Annotated in this window: 16 protein-coding genes and 2 pseudogenes; 11 read left to right on the top strand and 7 right to left on the bottom strand. The window is 34.7% G+C overall.

Going from position 1 to position 19,936, the window contains the following annotated elements; genetic code table 11:
• Nucleotides 1-151 precede the first annotated feature (151 nt).
• Nucleotides 152-1,078: an ABC transporter ATP-binding protein gene (locus AC6CHR_RS18170; RefSeq protein WP_498250425.1), complete on the top strand. Its 927-nt coding sequence runs from the start codon at nucleotides 152-154 to the stop codon at nucleotides 1,076-1,078.
• Complete coding sequence (locus tag AC6CHR_RS18165) at nucleotides 1,075-2,166, top strand: ABC transporter permease (RefSeq protein ID WP_498250424.1); 1,092 nt, start codon at nucleotides 1,075-1,077, stop codon at nucleotides 2,164-2,166. Before AC6CHR_RS18170 ends, AC6CHR_RS18165 begins: the two co-directional genes overlap by 4 nt.
• An 822-nt stretch (nucleotides 2,167-2,988) precedes the next feature.
• On the opposite strand, the pseudogene AC6CHR_RS18160 reads toward AC6CHR_RS18165, so the two are convergent.
• The 3 genes and pseudogenes from AC6CHR_RS18160 to AC6CHR_RS18150 form a co-directional block, all read right to left on the bottom strand.
• Nucleotides 2,989-3,129: pseudogene (locus tag AC6CHR_RS18160) on the bottom strand (tyrosine-type recombinase/integrase); the annotation flags it as partial.
• A gap of 43 nt (nucleotides 3,130-3,172) precedes the next feature.
• The gene (locus AC6CHR_RS18155; RefSeq protein WP_498250423.1) at nucleotides 3,173-4,063 is read right to left on the bottom strand and encodes a COX15/CtaA family protein; all 891 of its coding nucleotides are present in this window, start codon (nucleotides 4,061-4,063) and stop codon (nucleotides 3,173-3,175) included.
• Nucleotides 4,060-4,818, bottom strand: coding sequence for an alpha/beta fold hydrolase (locus AC6CHR_RS18150; protein ID WP_498250422.1), 759 nt, complete (start codon nucleotides 4,816-4,818; stop codon nucleotides 4,060-4,062). Before AC6CHR_RS18150 ends, AC6CHR_RS18155 begins: the two co-directional genes overlap by 4 nt.
• Before the next feature lie 400 nt (nucleotides 4,819-5,218).
• On the opposite strand from AC6CHR_RS18150, the gene AC6CHR_RS18145 reads away from it, so the two are divergent.
• Nucleotides 5,219-5,749 (top strand): PadR family transcriptional regulator, encoded by a 531-nt coding sequence (locus AC6CHR_RS18145; RefSeq protein ID WP_498250421.1) that lies wholly within the window; start codon nucleotides 5,219-5,221, stop codon nucleotides 5,747-5,749.
• 1,401 nt (nucleotides 5,750-7,150) lie between these two features.
• Here the strand turns inward: AC6CHR_RS18145 and AC6CHR_RS18140 are convergent.
• Complete coding sequence (locus AC6CHR_RS18140; RefSeq protein WP_498250420.1) at nucleotides 7,151-7,534, bottom strand: RidA family protein; 384 nt, start codon at nucleotides 7,532-7,534, stop codon at nucleotides 7,151-7,153.
• A 105-nt stretch (nucleotides 7,535-7,639) separates the two neighbouring features.
• On the opposite strand from AC6CHR_RS18140, the gene AC6CHR_RS18135 reads away from it, so the two are divergent.
• Together AC6CHR_RS18135 and AC6CHR_RS18130 are read left to right on the top strand one after the other, a co-directional pair.
• On the top strand, nucleotides 7,640-7,978 hold the full coding sequence (locus tag AC6CHR_RS18135; RefSeq protein ID WP_498250419.1) for a winged helix-turn-helix transcriptional regulator: 339 nt from the start codon (nucleotides 7,640-7,642) through the stop codon (nucleotides 7,976-7,978).
• A gap of 210 nt (nucleotides 7,979-8,188) precedes the next feature.
• Nucleotides 8,189-8,725 carry a sugar O-acetyltransferase gene (locus AC6CHR_RS18130; protein ID WP_498250418.1) on the top strand — a complete coding sequence of 179 codons (537 nt, stop codon included), beginning with the start codon at nucleotides 8,189-8,191 and terminating at the stop codon, nucleotides 8,723-8,725.
• A gap of 360 nt (nucleotides 8,726-9,085) precedes the next feature.
• Here the strand turns inward: AC6CHR_RS18130 and AC6CHR_RS18125 are convergent, their stop codons facing one another.
• Together AC6CHR_RS18125 and fabF are read right to left on the bottom strand one after the other, a co-directional pair.
• Nucleotides 9,086-10,336, bottom strand: a complete 1,251-nt coding sequence (locus AC6CHR_RS18125) for a glutamate-5-semialdehyde dehydrogenase (protein WP_498250417.1) — start codon at nucleotides 10,334-10,336, stop codon at nucleotides 9,086-9,088.
• A gap of 225 nt (nucleotides 10,337-10,561) precedes the next feature.
• Nucleotides 10,562-11,797 carry a beta-ketoacyl-ACP synthase II gene (gene fabF / locus AC6CHR_RS18120; protein WP_498250416.1) on the bottom strand — a complete coding sequence of 412 codons (1,236 nt, stop codon included), beginning with the start codon at nucleotides 11,795-11,797 and terminating at the stop codon, nucleotides 10,562-10,564.
• 124 nt (nucleotides 11,798-11,921) lie between these two features.
• Here fabF and AC6CHR_RS18115 point away from each other — a divergent pair, with 124 nt between their 5' ends.
• Together AC6CHR_RS18115 and AC6CHR_RS18110 are read left to right on the top strand one after the other, a co-directional pair.
• Nucleotides 11,922-12,773 carry a helix-turn-helix transcriptional regulator gene (locus AC6CHR_RS18115; RefSeq protein WP_498250415.1) on the top strand — a complete coding sequence of 284 codons (852 nt, stop codon included), beginning with the start codon at nucleotides 11,922-11,924 and terminating at the stop codon, nucleotides 12,771-12,773.
• Between the two features lie 436 nt (nucleotides 12,774-13,209).
• Complete coding sequence (locus tag AC6CHR_RS18110) at nucleotides 13,210-13,791, top strand: GNAT family N-acetyltransferase (protein ID WP_498250414.1); 582 nt, start codon at nucleotides 13,210-13,212, stop codon at nucleotides 13,789-13,791.
• A gap of 454 nt (nucleotides 13,792-14,245) precedes the next feature.
• Here AC6CHR_RS18110 and AC6CHR_RS18105 read toward each other — a convergent pair whose 3' ends face one another.
• Complete coding sequence (locus AC6CHR_RS18105) at nucleotides 14,246-15,379, bottom strand: Shedu immune nuclease family protein (protein WP_498250413.1); 1,134 nt, start codon at nucleotides 15,377-15,379, stop codon at nucleotides 14,246-14,248.
• Nucleotides 15,380-15,943: 564 nt separating this feature from the next.
• Between AC6CHR_RS18105 and AC6CHR_RS18100 the strand changes: the two genes are divergently transcribed.
• From AC6CHR_RS18100 to ltrA, 4 genes and pseudogenes are all read left to right on the top strand, one after another.
• On the top strand, nucleotides 15,944-16,495 hold the full coding sequence (locus AC6CHR_RS18100; protein ID WP_498250412.1) for a sigma-70 family RNA polymerase sigma factor: 552 nt from the start codon (nucleotides 15,944-15,946) through the stop codon (nucleotides 16,493-16,495).
• A 3-nt stretch (nucleotides 16,496-16,498) separates the two neighbouring features.
• On the top strand, nucleotides 16,499-16,921 hold the full coding sequence (locus tag AC6CHR_RS18095) for a PadR family transcriptional regulator (protein WP_498250411.1): 423 nt from the start codon (nucleotides 16,499-16,501) through the stop codon (nucleotides 16,919-16,921).
• Nucleotides 16,918-18,252 carry an FtsW/RodA/SpoVE family cell cycle protein gene (locus AC6CHR_RS18090; RefSeq protein WP_498250410.1) on the top strand — a complete coding sequence of 445 codons (1,335 nt, stop codon included), beginning with the start codon at nucleotides 16,918-16,920 and terminating at the stop codon, nucleotides 18,250-18,252. Before AC6CHR_RS18095 ends, AC6CHR_RS18090 begins: the two co-directional genes overlap by 4 nt.
• A 958-nt stretch (nucleotides 18,253-19,210) precedes the next feature.
• A pseudogene (gene ltrA / locus AC6CHR_RS18085) lies at nucleotides 19,211-19,930 on the top strand (group II intron reverse transcriptase/maturase); the annotation flags it as partial.
• Nucleotides 19,931-19,936: the final 6 nt, after the last annotated feature.

Below are 19,936 nucleotides of genomic sequence, written 5' to 3'. Positions count from 1 at the left end.
GAAACCTAACAGCTCTCTTTAGGGCTGTTTCTTTTTTTAGTGATTTTTATGAAACTTTCTTTACTTTCTAGAAGACGTATTTTATCTTCTTACTTGAGGTTCTTTTTTAAAATAAATGCTACCAACATTCTTATATTAGGGAGGTTTGTTTATGCTTGAGGAAACGATGGTGGATGTAAAAGGGCTTGTTAAGCACTACGGCTCCTTTGTTGCGGTTAAGGAAGTTAGTTTTCAAGTGAAAAAGGGAGAAATATTTGGCCTGCTTGGACCAAATGGAGCTGGAAAAACGACAACAATTGAAATGCTTGTTGGACTCAGAAAGCCAGATGAAGGGACAGCAACACTTGCAGGCTTTGATGTCCGAAAAGAAGTCAATAAAGTCAAAGAGGTAATTGGCGTGCAGCTTCAGTCTACTTCGTTATTTGAATTATTAAAGGTAAAAGAGATTTTACATTTATATGCCAGTTTTTATCCGAATAACGTTAATATCGAACAATTAATTAATGATATGCTTTTAACTGAAAAGCAGAACGACAGAATTAAAGGTCTATCAGGTGGGCAGAAGCAACGTTTAGCTATTGCTTTAGCGCTTATCCATGATCCAAACATTGTGTTTCTTGATGAGCCAACAACAGGACTTGATCCACAAGCAAGAAGAACCTTATGGGACATTGTTCTCAGGTTAAAGGAACAAGGGAAAACAATTCTTCTGTCGACTCATTACATGGATGAAGCGCATGTTCTTTGTGATCGGATCGGAATTATGGATCAAGGAGAACTTATTGCTCTTGATACTCCAGCGAATCTAGTGAAAAAGTTACAGTCTACAAGTTCTGTTGAATTCCATCTGAATAATCCTCCTGAACAAGAGTGGTTTATGAAGATGGATGGAGTAGAAAAGGTTTCAATAAAAGATACTTTTGTACAGCTTTATACAGATGACCTTCAGCTAGCATTAACTTCACTTATTCAAATATCTACAGAACACAATCTAAAAATCGAAGATCTTCAAACCCGCTTAGCAACACTAGAGGATGTCTTCATACATATGACAGGAAGGAGTATAAGAGAATCATGAGAGCATATTGGCAGTTAACCTTAGCGCAATTACGGATTTTCGCTCGAAATAAACAAGTGTTATTTTTCACTTTACTCTTCCCGATTATATTAATGCTGGCACTTGGATCATTTATCGGCGGTGGGAATTCTCTAGCACTAACAATAGGAATAATTGATGCTGATCAAACAGATGCATCGAAGGACTTAGAAGAGTTATTTTATGAAAACGAAGGAATCGAAATAAGTGATTATAAAAAACAAGAAATCGGTAAAGAAGCTGTTGAAAATGGTGATATTCAGCTACTGATCGAAATCCCAAAAGGCTATGAGGAAAACTTGCGGAATGAAGGTCAACCGTTCTCACTACCTGTTTACTATAATGAGAAAAATCTTACGTCCTCAGAGCTTGGTTTAACAGTTGTGAATGGTATTATTGATCAATATAGTAAAGATCTTGTTGACTATAATCCTGTAGTGACAGTAGAAAAGATTGGAATAGAGGCATTAAACATTCGATATATTGATTTTCTAGTACCAGGTATCGTTGCGATGATGATTATGAGTAACAATATGAACGGAGTCGCAGGCCAAATTTCAGCTTGGCGTGAACGAGGAATATTACGGAGAATGCAGGGAACGAGATTAAAAGCATCAACGTTTATCTCAGCCCAAATAACTGCTCGCCTATTTCTTAATGGATCACAGGCCTTGTTAGTTGTTTTAATTGCTAACCTAATCTTTAAAATTGATGTTGTTGGTTCATGGCTTGCTTTAATTTTTTTCATCGTGCTTGGAACACTTGCTTTTATGTCACTTGGATTTATTATTGCCGGAATTGCCAAAAATCCAGAAAGTGCTGGACCAATCGCAGGCTTTGTAACGTTTCCTATGCTATTTCTCGGCGGAGTCTTTTTCCCAATAAGCAATATGCCAGACTTCATTCAGCCTATTGTTAACATCCTGCCAATAGCACATTTAAGCTCAGCCTTAAGAGAGACTATGAATATTGGTACTCCATTCCTTGAGTTAGGTACAGAAACTCTTATTCTAGGTGGGTGGTTAGTTGGGGGATTTGTATTGGCTAGTTATGTGTTTAAGTGGGAATAGTTCATAGAAACCGGGGAAAGGTGACTAACCGAAATTGAAGAACTTTTGGGCTGGTTAAAAAAGTAAGTAAATGTTTTTTTCTCATATGTTGAAGAAATACGGAGCACAGTTAAATCCTTTATGAATGAAATAAGCAAGGAACCAATGAAAATTGTTGACCGGCTTTGCGTTCGTATATAAGGATTAATTAATACCGAATATATATCAACAACGAAGGAATAAGGTAGCTCAAACACAGTCGCATCTTAAATCCGAATATTTTCGAAAATAGAAATCATGCGTGAAGATAGCGAAAAAGTAAATGGTTCTTTACTTAATCTGTTTCGTTTGTCTATATCGTTCACTACACCGTCTCCCTACTTAGTTTAGTTCAAAGATTATATTCAAAAAAGGCTGTTGATTCTCCTGTTTTCTTTAAATATTTTATTCACAGTTTGTGTCAACTCTGCGATGAGACTTGTAGAACTACTATGAAAATAAACTCCTATAACTCCGAAAAAGGAGAATATCAAAGAAACCCATCTCATTCGTTTTAAAAAATAGAGTGGGCCGCAATTAATGGAACTATGGATTGAATTGACTGGATTAAGAATCAGTATGGACAGTTGACACATTTTCATTCTCTGTGATGTAGCGACGATATTTCTGCTGCATGGATGGCTAACGGGGTGGTTTAGTACAATAAGATGATTATTATTTAGGGAGAATATGACGAATTTAAAACGAAGAAGAATAATATAGACGAATAATACCTATTTAAGTACTGGGTGTAAGAGTTGAATGGAGCAACGTCGTAATCTAAACATGTTGCTCCTATTTAGTTTAGTAGAAATACCTCTGATAAAGTTCCTTCCTTTGCTTACCACTTAATTCAGCATATATACGAGTTGTTTCACTTTTCTCATGTCCCATTAAAATTGGTATCACTTCAATGGGGGCACCATTATTTAATAAATTAGTTGAATAGCTGTATCTTTATCCTCTTTATAATTATCATTAAAAAACATCACTTAGTTCTTCTTGTTATGACAGCGATATAGGTGAATAGAGAAAACAAAATAGAGATGACTAGTGCATGGATAATTCCAATCGTTAAGTTTTGATTATTAGTTAATACCATTCCTACACCACTTAAAAGCTGTAAAAATATTAGTGATAAACTAACAAAACTGAGTCTTAATAATAGGCGTTGATGTTTATATAGTTTTAATACCCATAAAACAAACACTATAACAAAAACGGTTAACAACATGCCTGCTAAACGATGAAACATCTGAGCAAAAACAATGGTTCCTTGGCTAAATAAGACAAATTCTCCACTACATAAAGGAAAACCAGTACAAGCTGTAGCAGCTCCCATATGCTTTACAAATGCACCTGTATAGATAGCAGCATAGGCATAAATAGTAATAAAAATGATAAAACGCTTAAAATGTATTCCAACCTGTACTGTGATGTTATTAAATTGTTTTTCAAATGTAAAAAAGGTAATCGCTAAAACAGCTGCTAAAGAGATTGCTGAAAAACCAAAATGTAATGCCATAATTAATGGAGGTTGTCCAAATACAACTTGTCCAGCTCCCATTAAACCTTGAATAATAATGGCAGCCGAAGCAAGAATAGCAAAGAATTTTATTTCTTTAATATAATTCAATTTCCGCCATGACCAGAACGATAATATTAAAACCAACATCCCTGCAACGCTGGAGATTACTCTATGGGTGTACTCAATAATAGTTTCTAGCGTTGGATTATATGGAATGACATCCCCAAAACAGAGCGGCCATGTCGTTCCACATCCTTGACCAGATCCTGTTTTGGTGACAACCGAACCTTGCAAAAGGACAAATAGCACGATAATTGTTGTTGAAATTGAATAAAGTTTTAACTTTTTCATGTTTCACCTTGGCTAGTGACATGATCACTTTCCAACCAATTAACAATTGAATCTATGATGGTTGCTTGTTGTTCACTAACTGTTATCTGAGCTTCATTGTCGCCGGACTGACTACCATATACACCAAAATAAGCATGGTTACCGCCTGGAATTTCAATGAAATTCGTTCTTTGTGGTAAGTTCGAGCTGTTTTCTTTAATTTTTTCAGGAGTACTTAATCCATCCTCTGACCCGCTTATGGATAAAACGGGTAAGTTGGATTCACTTAAAAAATCATTGTTTGCTGCATATGCACCAAGTAATATTAGCCCGTTTATTCTGTCTAAATATTGATCTGCATACATTGCCGCTGCTGCTCCTCCCATTGAATGACCAGCAATATACCATTCAATGCTATTATCATTCTCTATTATTTCATTTGCTTTTGAAACATCTAGAATTGACAAATTTAATCTAACTGAAGGTATAGCTACTGTAATATGTTGCTTTGATAACTCTTGTGCTAAATAGGCATATGCTTCAGGTTCAACTTTTGCACCAGGATAGAGTATTAAACCTTTATCAGCATTTACCGCTTTATAGATATACCATCCATCCTCTGATTTTTTGACATCCTCTATTTCAATTTGATGAGCATCTATCGCACTATATGTATTTTGAGTCCATATAAAAAATAAAGACAAGCCCAAGATTACTACTATACCTAAACTGATAAACGAAATAAATAACGCTTTTTTGGTGAGAATTTTTTTCATCCTTAATTACCGAATTATTCCAAATTCAATTAAGCAGAGAAGTATTGACATTCGACTAATTAAAATTAAAGAATAATTTTCCTTTCTTGAATTTTTTAGGAGTATCTCATTTAATCCGAATTAAAGTAAAGCTCAAACAACTGACTATAACCAAAAAGGGAAATGACAGGTGAAATGCTTCAACATCAAGTCTAAAGATAGATAAATCACAACCAATAAAAGTAGGATTTCTCATGTGCCGATATGAACTTGGTAAAGGAAATCATATAACCCCTCCTTATTTCCCTATGTCTTTTTAGACATATGAAACTATGGTTATATTAAACAATGATTAATACTTTGGTCAAGTTAATATGCTATAATTTCTTTATATGGACAAATATTAAGGAATTGATGTTTTATGAGCTTACGTTATGCTTTGTTAGGGATAATTTCTAAAAAACCAGTAACAGGTTATGATGTGGTGAGAATATTTAAGCAACAGATGATTTATTTTTGGAGTTCTACTCATAGCCAAATTTATACAGAATTACATAAAATGGAAAATGATAATTTGATAGATCACGAATTAGTTATTCAAGGAATCTTACCAAATAAAAAAGTATACTCTCTTACAGATACAGGTAAGAAGGAATTAATACGGTGGTCAATTGAAGAACCTTTAAAACCAGCAAAAATTAAAGATGATTTTTTAATTAAAACGACTATTTTTCCTTTTTTATCTTTTGTTGAAATTAGTAAATTGTTAGATGAAGTTATAGAGAGAGAAGATAACATTTTAAGTATGACAAAAAAGTGGAAAGAACACTTTAACAGTCAAGAGGAACGAGACGTAGGCACTATATTAACAGTTGAATATGGAATAAGGTATTCTGAAATGTACTTGGAATGGTGTAAGTGGGCAAAACAATATATCAATGAAACTAAGTAACAAGCAATACGATTTTTATCCATTACATTTTCTTTATTTCACTACTATGAAAATAAACATCTGAAATTTAAGGGACAAGACAATACAAAACTCAATATCCTCATCTTATCTACTAGTAAATTCACATTTTGCTTCCAGTAAAAACTGTACTCTCCATAGCAACATGAGTACAGTTTATGTGGTTTAATCCAGTCAACCAACTTAAAAGGGAATACAATTTTAGTAGAAAACGTTTGAATCTCCTTTCAATCCAGTGTCATAATACTTGCTTCAGATACATCACTAATAATTCGTTGCAAAAGTATTGAAATGGTCATTTTATATAACGTTTCTTATTCAGCTAACGGGCCAGGATAGGAATAAGCATAGCGACAGAGTTTATGCGAATTTTGACGTAAGTTCTTCTGAAAATTTACATTTTCTAGAACTTTTTGAAGTTCCCTTCGTATAAGTTAGTAAATCTCTTTTGTTGGGAGTGGTCATTAATGGACACAAAAAAATTTTGTAAGACATCTGGTAGTCAAAATTTCACTGAATGACAAATAGGTAATGCTTATACAAGTTTAATGCCTACAGAGAACCTTATTTCTACTGGCTCACCTCTTGTATTTCCTTTTTGTAAAAGCTGTGGTGAAGTAGTCTCTATAAAAGTCAAAAAACCACACAAATTTTAAAACTTGAAATTTTATAGTTAAGCCCCAAATAAAGAGGTGACGAGAAGTGGGTGATTATAATCTCTTAATACCCTTATTAGTTATAGTTATTGCTGTGCTATATCGTTCGAAGGTATTTTCTAAGATTGTTAGATATATTGGTTACGGGTACTTCCTTGTACTGTCAATGGTCTTCATCATAGTAAGAGAAAGAATCAGTTACCTTTATGAAAACCCTTTAATTCCTGTTTATTGGGATAAGAATTCAAATTGGGCTGAGCTAGCAATGTTTCTCTATTTAGTGCCAACAGCAATTATATTTCTAATCTTGTTCTACTCTTGGTTCAAAAGAAAGAAAGAAATAAAGAAAAGACTTCTTATACTCCTTTTCTTTATTGGTGTATTGGTTTTGCTTTTTGTATATTCCTTTTTCTTTAGTATGACTTTAGGATATAGACCGTAAAGTAACTACCTATAAGGGGGACTATTTCCCATATTTTTTAAGAAATTTCAACATTAAAATTTAACAGTGCCAAAAAAATAAACGATAAAGATTTATAATGACTGACAGTTTATTTATTATTGTGCTAAAGTGGAGGATTAGTGACTTAATCAATAGGGAATTTAAGATAACATTATCTGTAATGATATTTGCTTATATTTTGTTCAATATCATTACAGATTAAGTTGTTATAATATGACCTAAATAGGCTTGATATAATTACTTTTCTTTTAAAATGTAGTTTACTTAATCAGTGTGTGCGACAGCCTTTACTTCAATCAATTGCTCTGGGAACGCCAGGTAAGTCACGCCGATGAGGCTGCCGGCCGGTCTGTGTTTTTCTAGGTATTCCTTGAACAGATTGATGACTAGCTCGGAGTGCTCTTGCGGATTTGTTAGAAAGAGTTCCACATAAGCGAGGTTGGACTTGGTGACACCAAATTCCTCCAATACTCGATCGAGGTTCTCAAATGTTTGTCGAGTCTGAGCTTCAATATTCTCCTTGCCAACGAACATACCATCCTTATCGTGTGAAAATTGACCTGAAATATAGATAGTACCATTGACGCTGTATCCTTGGGTAATGCCGTGATCCCATAGGTCGTGATTGTAGGTTTTAATATTAGTCATTTTTTTCTCTCCCTTATTTCAAAGTAAGGTAAGTATAAAATGAATACAAAGAAAAAAATAGTACGCACTATTTAGATAGTTACTACCAGAAAGGATAGTGTCAATATGAGTATGGCTGATTATAAAGAAAAGGGTAATATCCAAGAGACACCTTTTGGATATACATTGTCAGTTGTTGGAGGTAAATGGAAAATGCTAATTCTGTATCTCCTTTCGGAAAATCAACCCGTTCGCTTTAATGATATGAAAAGAAGAATAGGAACTATCACTTTTAAAACACTGAGTTCACAACTTAAAGATTTGGAAGCAGATGGGATGGTTAGACGAAAGGAATATCCTCAAATCCCTCCTAAAGTGGAATACAGTCTTACACATAAAGCAGAAACGCTATTACCTGTTTTAGAACAGTTATGTGAATGGGGAGAAAAAAACCGCAATAATTAACTTCTTTTTGTATAGATAATAAGAACCCATTTGGAAACAGAGTGAGACTAATTTAGTCTCTTACATTAGAGAACAGAAAACAGTCGCGCCCGCAATCCTGTAGTAAAAGTAAAGAGTTCTGCTTAAATAACAAACGGGGCAGGTTAGTGAATTAAGTTAATTTAAAAATTATGATATCATTCATAGTTAGTTGAAAGGAGGAAATTAGGTATGAATGATAATAAGAAAATCTATTACGAACGAGGTACAGAAGAACTAAAATTAAAAAATATACGAGCCCATAAACTGGTTCGAGAATTTAATGATAGCAATATTGAAGATTCAACAAAGCGAGAGGAAATTACTAAGGAGTTGTTTGGAAGTGCAGGTGTAAGTCCTAGTATTGAACACAATTTCCATTGTGACTTAGGTTACAATATTCACGTTGGTGATAACTTCTATGCTGGTTATAACTGTACTATATTAGATATGGCTGAAGTTAGAGTTGGTCACAATTGTATGATTGGTCCTAACGTAGGAATATATACTGCTGGTCATTCAATCGAACCTAAAGATAGGAATAAGAGTGGATATGGAATACCAATTACAATTGGTAACGACGTATGGATTGGTGGAAGTTGCGTAATCTTGGCTGGAGTCACTATTGGTGATAATTCAATTGTTGCTGCTGGTTCTGATGTTACAAAAGATGTTCCTGCTAATACAATCTTTGCTGGAAACCCAGCAAAGATATTGAAATACATTTAAAATCCTATTAAATAAAAAAGAATGTGAAATAATCTACTTACACTAAAGCGGCAGTTTAGTTGAAGAGTGTTGTTTAACTGTTGTTCAGCAATCGGGCCATATTATTGAATAAAAGCATTTTATGCAATGTTACCAAACACCACTTTAGGTGCGTTTTTGTTTTTATTAAAGAGGTAAGCTTGTTAAATAAAAGTATTTTCAGTAGCATATAGAATGAAAAAGCTCACTCATTAGAATGATAAGAGCGAACTTACTTTTGAACTTTAATTAGAACATCAGAAAAATCTAAACGAAAGGAAATTGTATGTTAAAAACTTCTATTACATATTGATAATGCTAAAACCACATAACTTAAACTAATTATTCACGGATTTGACCATTGCCCTGCACATAAAATTTTGTTGTTGTTAATGCAGGTAATCCCATTGGTCCTCTTACATGCAATTTTTGTGTAGAAATGCCAATTTCAGCACCAAATCCAAATTCAAATCCATCTGTAAATCGCGTTGATGCATTATGATAGACAACGGCTGCATCCACATCATTTAAAAATCGCTCTACATTTGTAGCATCCTCGGAAATAATGCTTTCAGAATGCTGTGTACCAAATTGATTGATGTGAGCAATAGCTTCCTCTACAGTATCTACAACTTTTATGCTGATCAATAAATCTGAAAATTCTTCTGCGTAATGTTCTTTTGTAGCTAGGATCGCTTTCGGGAAAACTTCGCACACCTTTTCGTCTCCGTAAATGCCCACATTCGCATCTGCTAATGCCCCTAACATTTCTTTCCCATACTCATTAAAGAAATCTTGATGTAATAGTAAATTTTCAATCGAGTTACATACAGACGGACGCTGCGTTTTCGCATTTAAAATAATGGGTACAACCATCTCATATAGAGCTGTTGCATCTACATATACATGGCAATTGCCAGCGCCAGTTTGAATAACAGGTACAGTTGCTTCATTTACGACTAAATCAATTAAATTTTTCCCGCCTCGTGGAATTAAAAGGTCTAAATATTCAGTTAAATGGAACAATTCTTTCACACTTTCACGAGATGTGTCTTCAATTAATAACACGGCGTTTTCTGGGAAAGATACTCGTTGTAAAGCTTTGTGAATAGAATCTACTAATGCACGATTTGAAAATTTAGCTGAAGCTGAACCTCGTAATAATACGGCATTGCTTGTTTTTAAAGATAAAGCTGCTGCATCAATTGTTACGTTAGGACGAGCCTCATAAATCATCCCTAATGCACCAAGCGGTACACGTCGCTTGCTAATAACTAGACCGTTTTCTTTCTTAAATTGTTCTAGCTGTTCTCCGATTGGATCTGATAATGATACTACTAACTCAATTTGATCACACATCGCTTGAATACGCTCTGCATTCAAGGTTAAACGATCCAGCATCGAAGCTGATATATTCGTTTCTTTCGCTTCTTGTATATCCTTTTCATTTTCATTTAAAATATAAGCTTGATCTATTAATAGTTGTTCTGAAATGGCTTGTAGTGCTTGATTCTTTTGTTGAGTTGTTTTACCTTGTAGACTAACACTAGCTTCTTTTACCAACTTTGCTTTTTGAATCACTTCGTTGTTCAATTACTTTTCCTCCTTCTTGTTATCTCTATTTAAAAAAACATAGCTACAAAAAGACTTTCCAATATTTTCCATAAAACACTGTAGGTGTATTATCTGAATAAAAACCTGTATATAGACAATTTATTAACGTTGTAAATCTGCATTTTAATCGTTCATAAATTTCAACTAACGGGTGCTTTACTTCTAGAAAAGGTAATGTGCCTTTTTTTAAAAGAGAAATTTTATTCACTCGTATTTCTTTAAAACAATAGCTGCATTATGACCGCCGAAACCAAATGAATTAGATAGACCCGTATTTATTTTCACTTTGCGAGCAACAGATGGTACATAGTCTAAATTACATAAAGGATCAGGATTTTCTAAGTTTATTGTTGGAGGAACTGTTTCTTCCTTTAAACTCATTGCTAAAGCAATTGCTTCAACTCCACCAGCTGCCCCTAACATATGACCAATCATAGATTTATTAGCTGTTACTGGAATCTGATAAGCTAGTTTTCCAAACAGCTGCTTAATAGCCATCGTTTCAGAGATGTCCCCCACTTTTGTACTTGTTGCATGAGCACTAATTACATCAATTTTTTCGGGGGATATATTGGCACTTTTTAAAGCTGATTTCATAGCAAGATAGGCGCCTTTACCTTCTGGATGTGTAGATACCATATGGTGTGCGTCTGAACTTGCACCATATCCAACAACTTCTGCATAAATCTTTGCCTCTCTTCGTAAAGCATGAGATAAAGATTCTATGATTAGAATTCCTGCTCCTTCTGACATGACAAATCCATCTCGATTTTCATCAAATGGCCGACTAGCTTTAGTGGGTTCACTGTTTCTTGTTGATAGTGCTGTAGCATTACCAAAGCTTGCTATTGATAAGTCTGTTATAGCTGCCTCTGTTCCACCCGCAAACATAACGTCAGTTTCTCCAGAACGAATTAATCTAAATGCTTCTCCGATAGCTGTATTCCCAATTGCACAAGCAGATACAGGCGACATAGAAGGTCCCATAGCTTTCCACTTGATACTAATTTGTGCAGCAGCAGCATTAGAGATCATGGCAGGTACTAGAGTTGGGCTGACTCTTCTTGGCCCCTTCTGCCGAAGCGCATCAATATTTTCAATGAATGTTTCAATTCCTCCTATACCAGAACCTACGTATACCCCTAACCTTTCTAAATCTATATGATCATGGTCTAAATTAGAATCTGTCCAAGCTTGTTCAGCTGCAGCCAAAGCAAATTGAGCAAAGCGATCTAACCGTTTTCCTTCTTTCACTCCTAAAACGTTAACTGCATCAAAATCCTGAACGATACCTGCTATTTTTGACTTATGATCAGTAACATCAAATGTATCAATAGTGGATATACCAGATTTCCCGTTAACGAGGTTGTTCCAAAATGTTTGGACGTTGTTGCCTATTGGAGAAACTACTCCCATACCCGTAATCACTACTCTTTCCATCTTCCATCCCTCCAAAAAAATACTATCTATTTGTATTTTACAACCATCGCATCCTATTACAAGTGGTTGTTTATACTGGTATAATTACTACTATGTTAATTTACTTTGACGAGGAGTTATAAAAATGAATGATAAAACACGGCTTGAAGCTTTGTCGACATTCTTAAAAGCGAAGCGCGCCCAAATTAAGCCAGAGTCCATTGGATTACCTATTGGAACCCGAAGAAGGACCCCTGGTTTACGAAGAGAAGAGGTTGCACAGTTAGCGGGTGTAAGTACTACTTGGTATACATGGCTAGAGCAAGGAAGGGATATAAGGGTTTCTTCAACCGTACTTGATTGTATTTCTACAGCTTTGCAATTAAATCATGATGAAAGAGACTACTTATATAATTTGGCAATAGAAGGAAAATCGGAAGTGACAAAACCAAAAAGGGAACAATCAGACCTCATCCCTTCTTTAAAACGAATACTATCTGAATTAACCTATTGTCCGACCATTGTTACGGATAGGCATTGCCATATTGTCGGCTGGAATCCTGCAGCTGCTCATGTTTTTTTAGATTTTGAACAAGTACCAAATAATCAAAGAAATTTGATTCGTTTAGTGTTCACTAGAAAAGAATTAAAAGCACTGGCTGTCAATTGGGAACATTTCGCAAAAGGATTTCTTGCTATTTTCCGTACCTATTATGGTCACTATTTCGGTGACGAATGGTACAACCAATTTATTGATGAAATGAGTCATTCACATCCAGAATTCGCCGATTTATGGCAAGAAAGTCAAGTAAGTAAGGCCCCAGAAATGATAATTGAGTTCAGACATGCTAAAGTAGGCAAAATGTTGTTTAATTTAACTTCTCTTCAAGTTCAAGGTGATATGGATTTACGGTGCAGTATCTATACACCAGTAGAGGAAACAGATACAGAACATAAATTAAAGAGATTAATGAAGAGGGATTCCTTTGATAAATAATAAAGTAATTTCATTACCTTAGCGATAAATACAGTTTGTGAAGGAATACATTTAAAATACCATGAAAGAACGTAATTATCTTTCATTCTCTGTGGTGAAGTTTTATTTCATGGATGGCTAACGGGCCTTAGCTGATTAAGAAAAAGTAGTTAAGTTCTTCAACAATCAGGCGCAATTCTGTAATAAGGATTGCGCCCTTTCTTTGTGAATAGGGCCAGATTGTTGCAAAAAAAATGAAGAATAAAATGGATATTTATGTTAAAGTACAAATGAGTTTGTGAAAGATTGTACTTAAAGTAACGAGGCAGATTAGTGGAAAAAGAGTTGCTTAACCTCCATATTTTATCTGACCCTTATAAAAAATAAACAACTGACACTTGGATACAGGACAGTTCGTTTATATAATTCTACCAAAGAAGAAAAGGAGAGAAGAATTATGGAGATAACACCAGTAGTATTAATAGGAGATAGAGTAAAGATACAACCTATGGAGGATTATCACGTACAGGAATTATTTGATGCGGGAAACAATCCAGATATATGGGCATACATGCCAATGAAGGTTCAATCGATTGAAGATATGAAGTACCTTGTGAATGGAGCACTTCTAGCGAGAGAGCAAGGAAGCGAATTTCCTTTTGTTATCTTCGATAAGGATTCGGGGAAAATTGTGGGAAGCACTCGTTTTCTTAATATATCCATACCAAACCGTAACTTGGAAATTGGTTGGACATGGCTGTCTCGAACTGTTTGGCGAACTAGAATAAATACGGAATGTAAGTATCTTCTTTTGAAACACTGCTTTGAGACACTTGGGACGATTCGTGTTCAATTGAAAACAGATAGTCGAAATGTGCGGTCTCAGCAGGCAATGGAACGGCTGGGTGCGGTAAAAGAAGGAGTGCTTCGAAATCATGTGGTTATGCCTGACGGTTATCTAAGAGACTCTGTTTTTTACAGTATAATCGACCAAGAATGGGTGCTAGTGAAGGACAATTTGGAGAGTATGCTACGATAATCCAGTATTTTCGAAGTGTTGCTTATTAAACTAACTGGGTGCGTTAGCGCAAGAGCTAGTTGCCTTTTAGTACCTAATTCCTATCGATTATATCTGCAACAAACAGGCGCGATTGCTGAACAATGAGCAGTAGCTTTTTTACTCGAATAGTTCTATAAATGATTGAATGTAAATAATTAAGAAACCCAGCTAATCTTCTAATGTGAAGGTAGCTGGGTTTTTAAAGTTGGATGTGCAAAATAACACTCGAAATATACGCAAATTATCGGTCAAAGTGACAGCCAATTATATCAATGACTCTTTTTTGTATCAATAGGGTTTACTTTATTGAAACGTTTTCTCCTTTAAAGTTTGTGTTTGGACAAGTTTTTTTTTACATTGATAAAGATTTATATCAATTAATGGGATAGTTATAAAAATGGCATAGAAAAAAGGAGGTTAACCTCCGTTAAACTTACTTTGATAATAAATCTATTAAGTGTTTAATTTTCATAAACAATTCATCAAAAGTAATAACTATGACATTTTTTAATTCTTTTCTATATAGTTCAAATGAATGTTTTAGGGCAGGTTTATCCAATGTATCAAATCTTCCCGAGATTACTACACAGCTTGGATTAATTACATCAAAATCAATGGGTTTCTGACTTCTGATGTTGTTAACTAATATTTGTGTATATTCACTTTGAAGAGATCCTTTATATGTCAGTACCTGACTAACTGCACCAGCCAAATCTTTGTGTACAGAATGTACCCCTGCTCTATATTCAGTTGTATTTAACAAGGTAGTGGAAGGGGTTTTAATTTCTATTAAAACTGCATCTTTTGAAAATGGATTAGTGTACAGGAAGTCCACAACCTTACCTTTATCATTATGTGTAGTTTTTCCCCCGACAAAAGCCTCATTATCAATAAGTACTGTTGGGTTAGAGAATATTTGACTTAAAATCCAAGTATTTTCTTTAAGTACGTCCTGCCAAAACTTTTCAGAGCTGTTGTCTTTATTTTCTTCCCAAACAGATAGTACTTTTTTTAGATTTGCAATACCAACTAAAGAATTTAATTGGTCTAAATCCTTTTCTCCTAACTCGAGAAATTTTTTTACTATTTTTTCGGAGTTATCAGTGTTTACAACCCAATCCAATGTTTGCTCCAAAAGCTCCCCTTTATTATCATTTAATAATTGAATGAATAGCTCATCGTTATCTTCAAACAAATCAATTACTTTTTCAAAATCAGTATTTGCCTTGAAGAAAGTGTAGGTTCCAAACTTTACTCCATATTCTTCATGGATTGTGTAATATTTTTTTAATTCAGTAAAGAGAGTGAGCATTTCTTCTGAGCCGATTGCAAGTTTAATCCACTCATCTGCTTTTAGTTTATTTAATTCTAATTCCTTGTGGTCTTCCCACTGATCCTTGCCTTTCTTCTTTTGAAAAATAAAACACCCTTTTACAGCTGCATTAGAATTATGTATGTTATTGACTATCTCTGGTCTAAACACAAGTTTTGTTGAATTTGTTTGTCTGAGAATGATGTCCTCTCCTGCCCCAGAATTTATTGAAGTTGTTTGAATTGATATGGTCATCTTATTTCCCCCTTTTTACATTGCTACTATTGATAAATTATACCATTATGCCTATACAATTAAGAAGATTAGATTTGATTCAAAATTCTGAAATCAATTAAGGGATTTTCTACAATACATGGTGTAGATTTGAAATAAAGTCACGATGTTTATAAAAAAGATGCGAAGTTTAAAATAAAGTTTGATTAAAAATCCTGTATTGCAGGATTTTTTCTTGTTCCACAAACGGGCCAGATTGTTTAATAACAATTATTATGTAAAGTAGATATTGTGGAGGTTTACACTTAAACTATTTGGTAACGGTAAATGCAGATTTACAACAATATGCAATTCTGGTTAGAACTGTTGTAATTACAGTTCCTTCTGAGAAATAAGGGATCATTAGTCGAATAAGTAGTCTTAAAAGCGACCTAACCTACCTACAACATTTTGGAACAATCTGATAAGAGGTTGTTCCTTTTTCCACTTATACTCTAGAATACAGACAGTCATAAAAAAAATTATATTTTTTCAAACCGAATGAAGGGTAGCTTCGTCTAAGATATATGAGGGGGTGACAACTAGATGAATGAACTAAACCAATTGGCGGTGACAGATGAAATGATGCTGGATGAGCGTGAGCAGATCATTGATCAATTAATGCGTGAATACAGCGATGATATCCTGCATCTTGTATATACATATGTAAAAAACCGAACCATAGCAGAAGATTTAGCACAAGAGATATTTATAAAGTGTTATGAAAAATTAAAACAATTTAATCAGCAGTCAACAATAAAAACTTGGCTATATCGCATTGCAAGTAATCATTGCAAGGACTATTTAAGAAGCTGGCATTATCGCAAAATAACGCTTAGCAATAAAGTATTTGACCATATCCCTTCTAAGTCAAAACAGGTGGAAGAGGAGGTTATCAAGCATAGTGAAGAAAACAGCTTAACGAATGCCGTCATGAATTTGCCTCTAAAGTACAGAGAAGTCGTATTTCTACATTATTATGAAGAACTGTCTTTAAAAGAGATAAGCAAGATTACTTCAGTAAATATAAATACATTAAAAACGAGATTAAAGCGTGCGAAGGAATTATTAAAAGACAAGATGATAGAGGAGGTTTAGGAGATGAATGATCCATTTAAGAACCTGAAGAGTTCGATGGAAAAATCAATATTCAAGGATTTTTCTTTTTCTAATGAAAGAAAAAATGCCGTGCGTGAAGCCATTCGTACGAATCAGCAATCACAATTTCATACAGAAACCATTATAGCTATATTAGAATCTGTTCAGCATGAATCAAAGGATGGCTACAGTATTTCCGTCCAACTTTTTCAAAAAAATGAACGTGCTTTCCAAAAAAATGAAGGGCAGCTTTATACACTGCTACATCTATTAGAAAATAAAGAAATGCTTACTTCAAATTGGATAAATAACAAGAAATATTATTCTTTAAACTCCAAAGGTAAAAAATACTTAGCTACTTATAAACAAGATACCACTAAACAAGGATTATCCCTTAATCCCTTCATAATGGAGGCATCTTTATGAGTTCTCCCAAATTTGAAGAATTTTTAAGCAAAGTCACTTCCAAAGTCAAATCTACGGAGGCCCACAACAGGATAAAAAAAGAGCTTACTCATCATCTGCAAGAGTTAAGTCAATCTTACAAAAAAAGAGGATTTTCTGAAGAAGATTCAGATGAAAAGGCCATTCAAGAAATGGGAAATCCATATATTATTGGAGAGAAATTAAATCACCTTCATAAGCCAAAAATGGATTGGATTCTAATTGTTTTATTTGTTATTTTTGCTAGTATCAGTTTTCTCCCGTTAGTTGGTGGAATTCCTGGAATTTCATCATCAATCACCCATATTATGGGGAGACAAGCTATCTGGTACTCCTTAGCTGCTCTTGTGATTATTGGGTTTCTTTTCTTTAATTATCAAAAATCAAAGAATTGGTGGATGCACTTTTATGCTATCGGCTTGTTCATTCACGTATATCTCTATTTATTTGGATATACGGTCAACGGAGCAAAAAGATGGATTTCACTTCCAGGCCTAACGGTCGATGGCACTATATTGAGTTTATTTTTCTTTTTCCTGGCTTGGGCCGGTATTTTTAACAAAATAAATGAGTTTCGCAGTTGGAAAAAACAAGGATTTCTTCTTGTTTTATTTTGGATTCCCATATTGCTCTACATGATAGTGCCAAACTTTATGGTTGGGGTCATTTACTTTTTCTGTTTACTAGGAATGTTTACATTTGCACGTGTTCATAAGATAGTAGCTATCAACCTAGTCGTATCAAATCTAGTGGCTGGTATCATCTTCATCATTATGATTATTACTACGACCTCACACCAAAGTTATTTTCTTTCTAGATTATCTACTTATATAAACCCAAATGCCGATCCAAATGGAGCCGGATATATGTATATGGTCGTTAGGAATGTCCTTGCAGAAGCGGGATGGTTCGGTAACGGACTAAATAATGATTTGAAATTTCAATTGTTGCCAGAATCACATACAGATTTTGCTTTCCCCTTCCTCGTCTATTCTCTTGGTTGGACATTCGGAATCGGTCTTTGTTTGGTTCTGCTGATTTTTATTTTAAGAATCTCAAAAAATGCATTTAAAACAAAAGTTCTTTATGGGAGATTAATCGTAATCGGTGGTGCTGTATTATTTGCCGTTCCTACTACTTGGAATATATTGATGGCCTTTGGAATCGTGCCCATCATGGAAGTTTCCCTGCCGTTTATTAGTTATGGAGGAAGTGCAATCCTCTTTTACGCTGCTGTTTTAGGGTTCATTTTAAATGTTTATCGAAGAAAGGATATTGTAGAACCCACGATAGCAGATGATATAAACATTTAAAGTCAAAAATCTGAATGATGATAAAAAGGGCGACAGCTAAATAATAGTTGTCGCCTTTTTCTTAATCTCGAAGTACCGGTAATTTGATGAAATAATTGGTTTTATTAATGAGACAAATTTAGTTATTCCATAAAAGGGCGCTATTGTTTAATAAGAGTCCCTTTTCTTATTCAACTACCATGAAAATAAACTTCTCTAATTACAAAAAAAGACAATAACAAAGAAGACCCTTCTAATTCGTTTTAAAAAAAAGAGAGCCGCAATACATTTAACTATGAATTGGTTAACTGGATTAAGAACCAGTATAGACAACATAGTATATTTTCATTCTCTGTGGTGCATCACTGATTTTGTGCTGCATGAATGGCTAACGGGTGCAAGAGTTGAATAATATTATGGGTTTCTACGGCAGCCTTTTTTCTTGTGTGCCAGGCATGGCAACTATCTAGGTGGTGAAAGTCCACTGTGGGGGTACACATCGACCAACCACTAAGGAAGCGCAAGGTACTTATCGTGAGATAGGGGCTAGAGGAAGCGTGGAATAAAATCTTGGCTCGACGTACAGAAATCTGATACTAAGGCTTTATAAAGGGATGAGACTCCAAGACAAGTCAAAGTCCAAAAAGATGTGCGTAACTTTATGGAGTAAATCAGGTGAGTAAAAGAGGAAAGGTAGTTGTCTTACCCTGGGAGGTCTTGCGGATGTACAGTGGTACAGTCGAAAAAGGTTAGTCGCAAGAAGTCAGCAGAAGCCATAGTAGTGAAATATTTCATGAAGGGCTGAACAATTTATAGTGTTTCAACACCACGAATGCGTAAGTGACGTACTCCGAATGTGTTAATGGTGAAAGTATGGGCGTATCTCAAAGGATAACCAAAATGGAGCTATCACTTACTACGTGAGAGGGAAGGAGAAACGAGTGTGGAACTTTTAGAACAGATTCTAAGTAATCAAAATATGAATGAGGCATACTTACGTGTCTATAAAAATAAAGGTGCAAGTGGGGTCGATGGAGTAACTGTCGATGAATTAAAACAATATCTAAAAGAGAATAAGGATGAGCTTCGTCAGCGCATCAGAACAAGAAAATACCAACCACAAGCTGCCTTAAGAGTGGAGATCCCAAAAGAAAATGGAAAGATGCGCAAATTGGGAATACCAACAGTAGTGGATAGAGTAGTTCAACAAGCCATTCATCAAGTTCTCAGTCCGATATTTGAAGAAAAGTTCAGTGAATTCAGTTACGGCTTTAGACCAAAGAGAAGTTGTGAGATGGCTATAATACAAAGTTTGGAATTTTTGAATGATGAGCACGAATGGGTAGTCGACATTGACCTTGAAAGATTCTTCGATACAGTTCATCACGATAAACTCATGCGAATTATTTCCAATACAATAAATGACGGAGATGTCATCTCGCTAATCAGAAAATACCTAGTCAGTGGAGTTTTGGTGAATGGGAAATATGAAGAAACACCAGTTGGGACTCCGCAAGGAGCTAACCTCAGTCCACTATTAAGTAATATTATGTTGAATGAACTTGATAAGGAACTAGAAAATAGAGGGTTGTGATTTGTGAGATACGCCGACGACTCTCTCATCTTTGTGAAGAGCGAGAAAGCAGCAAACAGAGTGATGAAGTCAATCGTGAGACTTATAGAAGACAAATTAGGATTGATAGTT

It is taken from the genome of Metabacillus sp. GQ13, from assembly GCF_059758525.1.
This window is presented reverse-complemented; position numbering and strand designations above follow the sequence as displayed.

What these genes read in the sequence shown, in the direction of transcription:
- AC6CHR_RS18110 (WP_498250414.1), top strand. Translation starts at nt 13,210, where the DNA reads ATGGAGATAACACCAGTAGTATTAATAGGAGATAGAGTAAAGATACAA.
- AC6CHR_RS18155 (WP_498250423.1), bottom strand. Translation starts at nt 4,063, where the DNA reads ATGAAAAAGTTAAAACTTTATTCAATTTCAACAACAATTATCGTGCTA.
- AC6CHR_RS18170 (WP_498250425.1), top strand. Translation starts at nt 152, where the DNA reads ATGCTTGAGGAAACGATGGTGGATGTAAAAGGGCTTGTTAAGCACTAC.
- fabF (WP_498250416.1), bottom strand. Translation starts at nt 11,797, where the DNA reads ATGGAAAGAGTAGTGATTACGGGTATGGGAGTAGTTTCTCCAATAGGC.
- AC6CHR_RS18130 (WP_498250418.1), top strand. Translation starts at nt 8,189, where the DNA reads ATGAATGATAATAAGAAAATCTATTACGAACGAGGTACAGAAGAACTA.
- AC6CHR_RS18165 (WP_498250424.1), top strand. Translation starts at nt 1,075, where the DNA reads ATGAGAGCATATTGGCAGTTAACCTTAGCGCAATTACGGATTTTCGCT.
- AC6CHR_RS18150 (WP_498250422.1), bottom strand. Translation starts at nt 4,818, where the DNA reads ATGAAAAAAATTCTCACCAAAAAAGCGTTATTTATTTCGTTTATCAGT.
- AC6CHR_RS18090 (WP_498250410.1), top strand. Translation starts at nt 16,918, where the DNA reads ATGAGTTCTCCCAAATTTGAAGAATTTTTAAGCAAAGTCACTTCCAAA.
- AC6CHR_RS18135 (WP_498250419.1), top strand. Translation starts at nt 7,640, where the DNA reads ATGAGTATGGCTGATTATAAAGAAAAGGGTAATATCCAAGAGACACCT.
- AC6CHR_RS18115 (WP_498250415.1), top strand. Translation starts at nt 11,922, where the DNA reads ATGAATGATAAAACACGGCTTGAAGCTTTGTCGACATTCTTAAAAGCG.
- AC6CHR_RS18145 (WP_498250421.1), top strand. Translation starts at nt 5,219, where the DNA reads ATGAGCTTACGTTATGCTTTGTTAGGGATAATTTCTAAAAAACCAGTA.
- AC6CHR_RS18095 (WP_498250411.1), top strand. Translation starts at nt 16,499, where the DNA reads ATGAATGATCCATTTAAGAACCTGAAGAGTTCGATGGAAAAATCAATA.
- AC6CHR_RS18100 (WP_498250412.1), top strand. Translation starts at nt 15,944, where the DNA reads ATGAATGAACTAAACCAATTGGCGGTGACAGATGAAATGATGCTGGAT.
- AC6CHR_RS18140 (WP_498250420.1), bottom strand. Translation starts at nt 7,534, where the DNA reads ATGACTAATATTAAAACCTACAATCACGACCTATGGGATCACGGCATT.
- AC6CHR_RS18105 (WP_498250413.1), bottom strand. Translation starts at nt 15,379, where the DNA reads ATGACCATATCAATTCAAACAACTTCAATAAATTCTGGGGCAGGAGAG.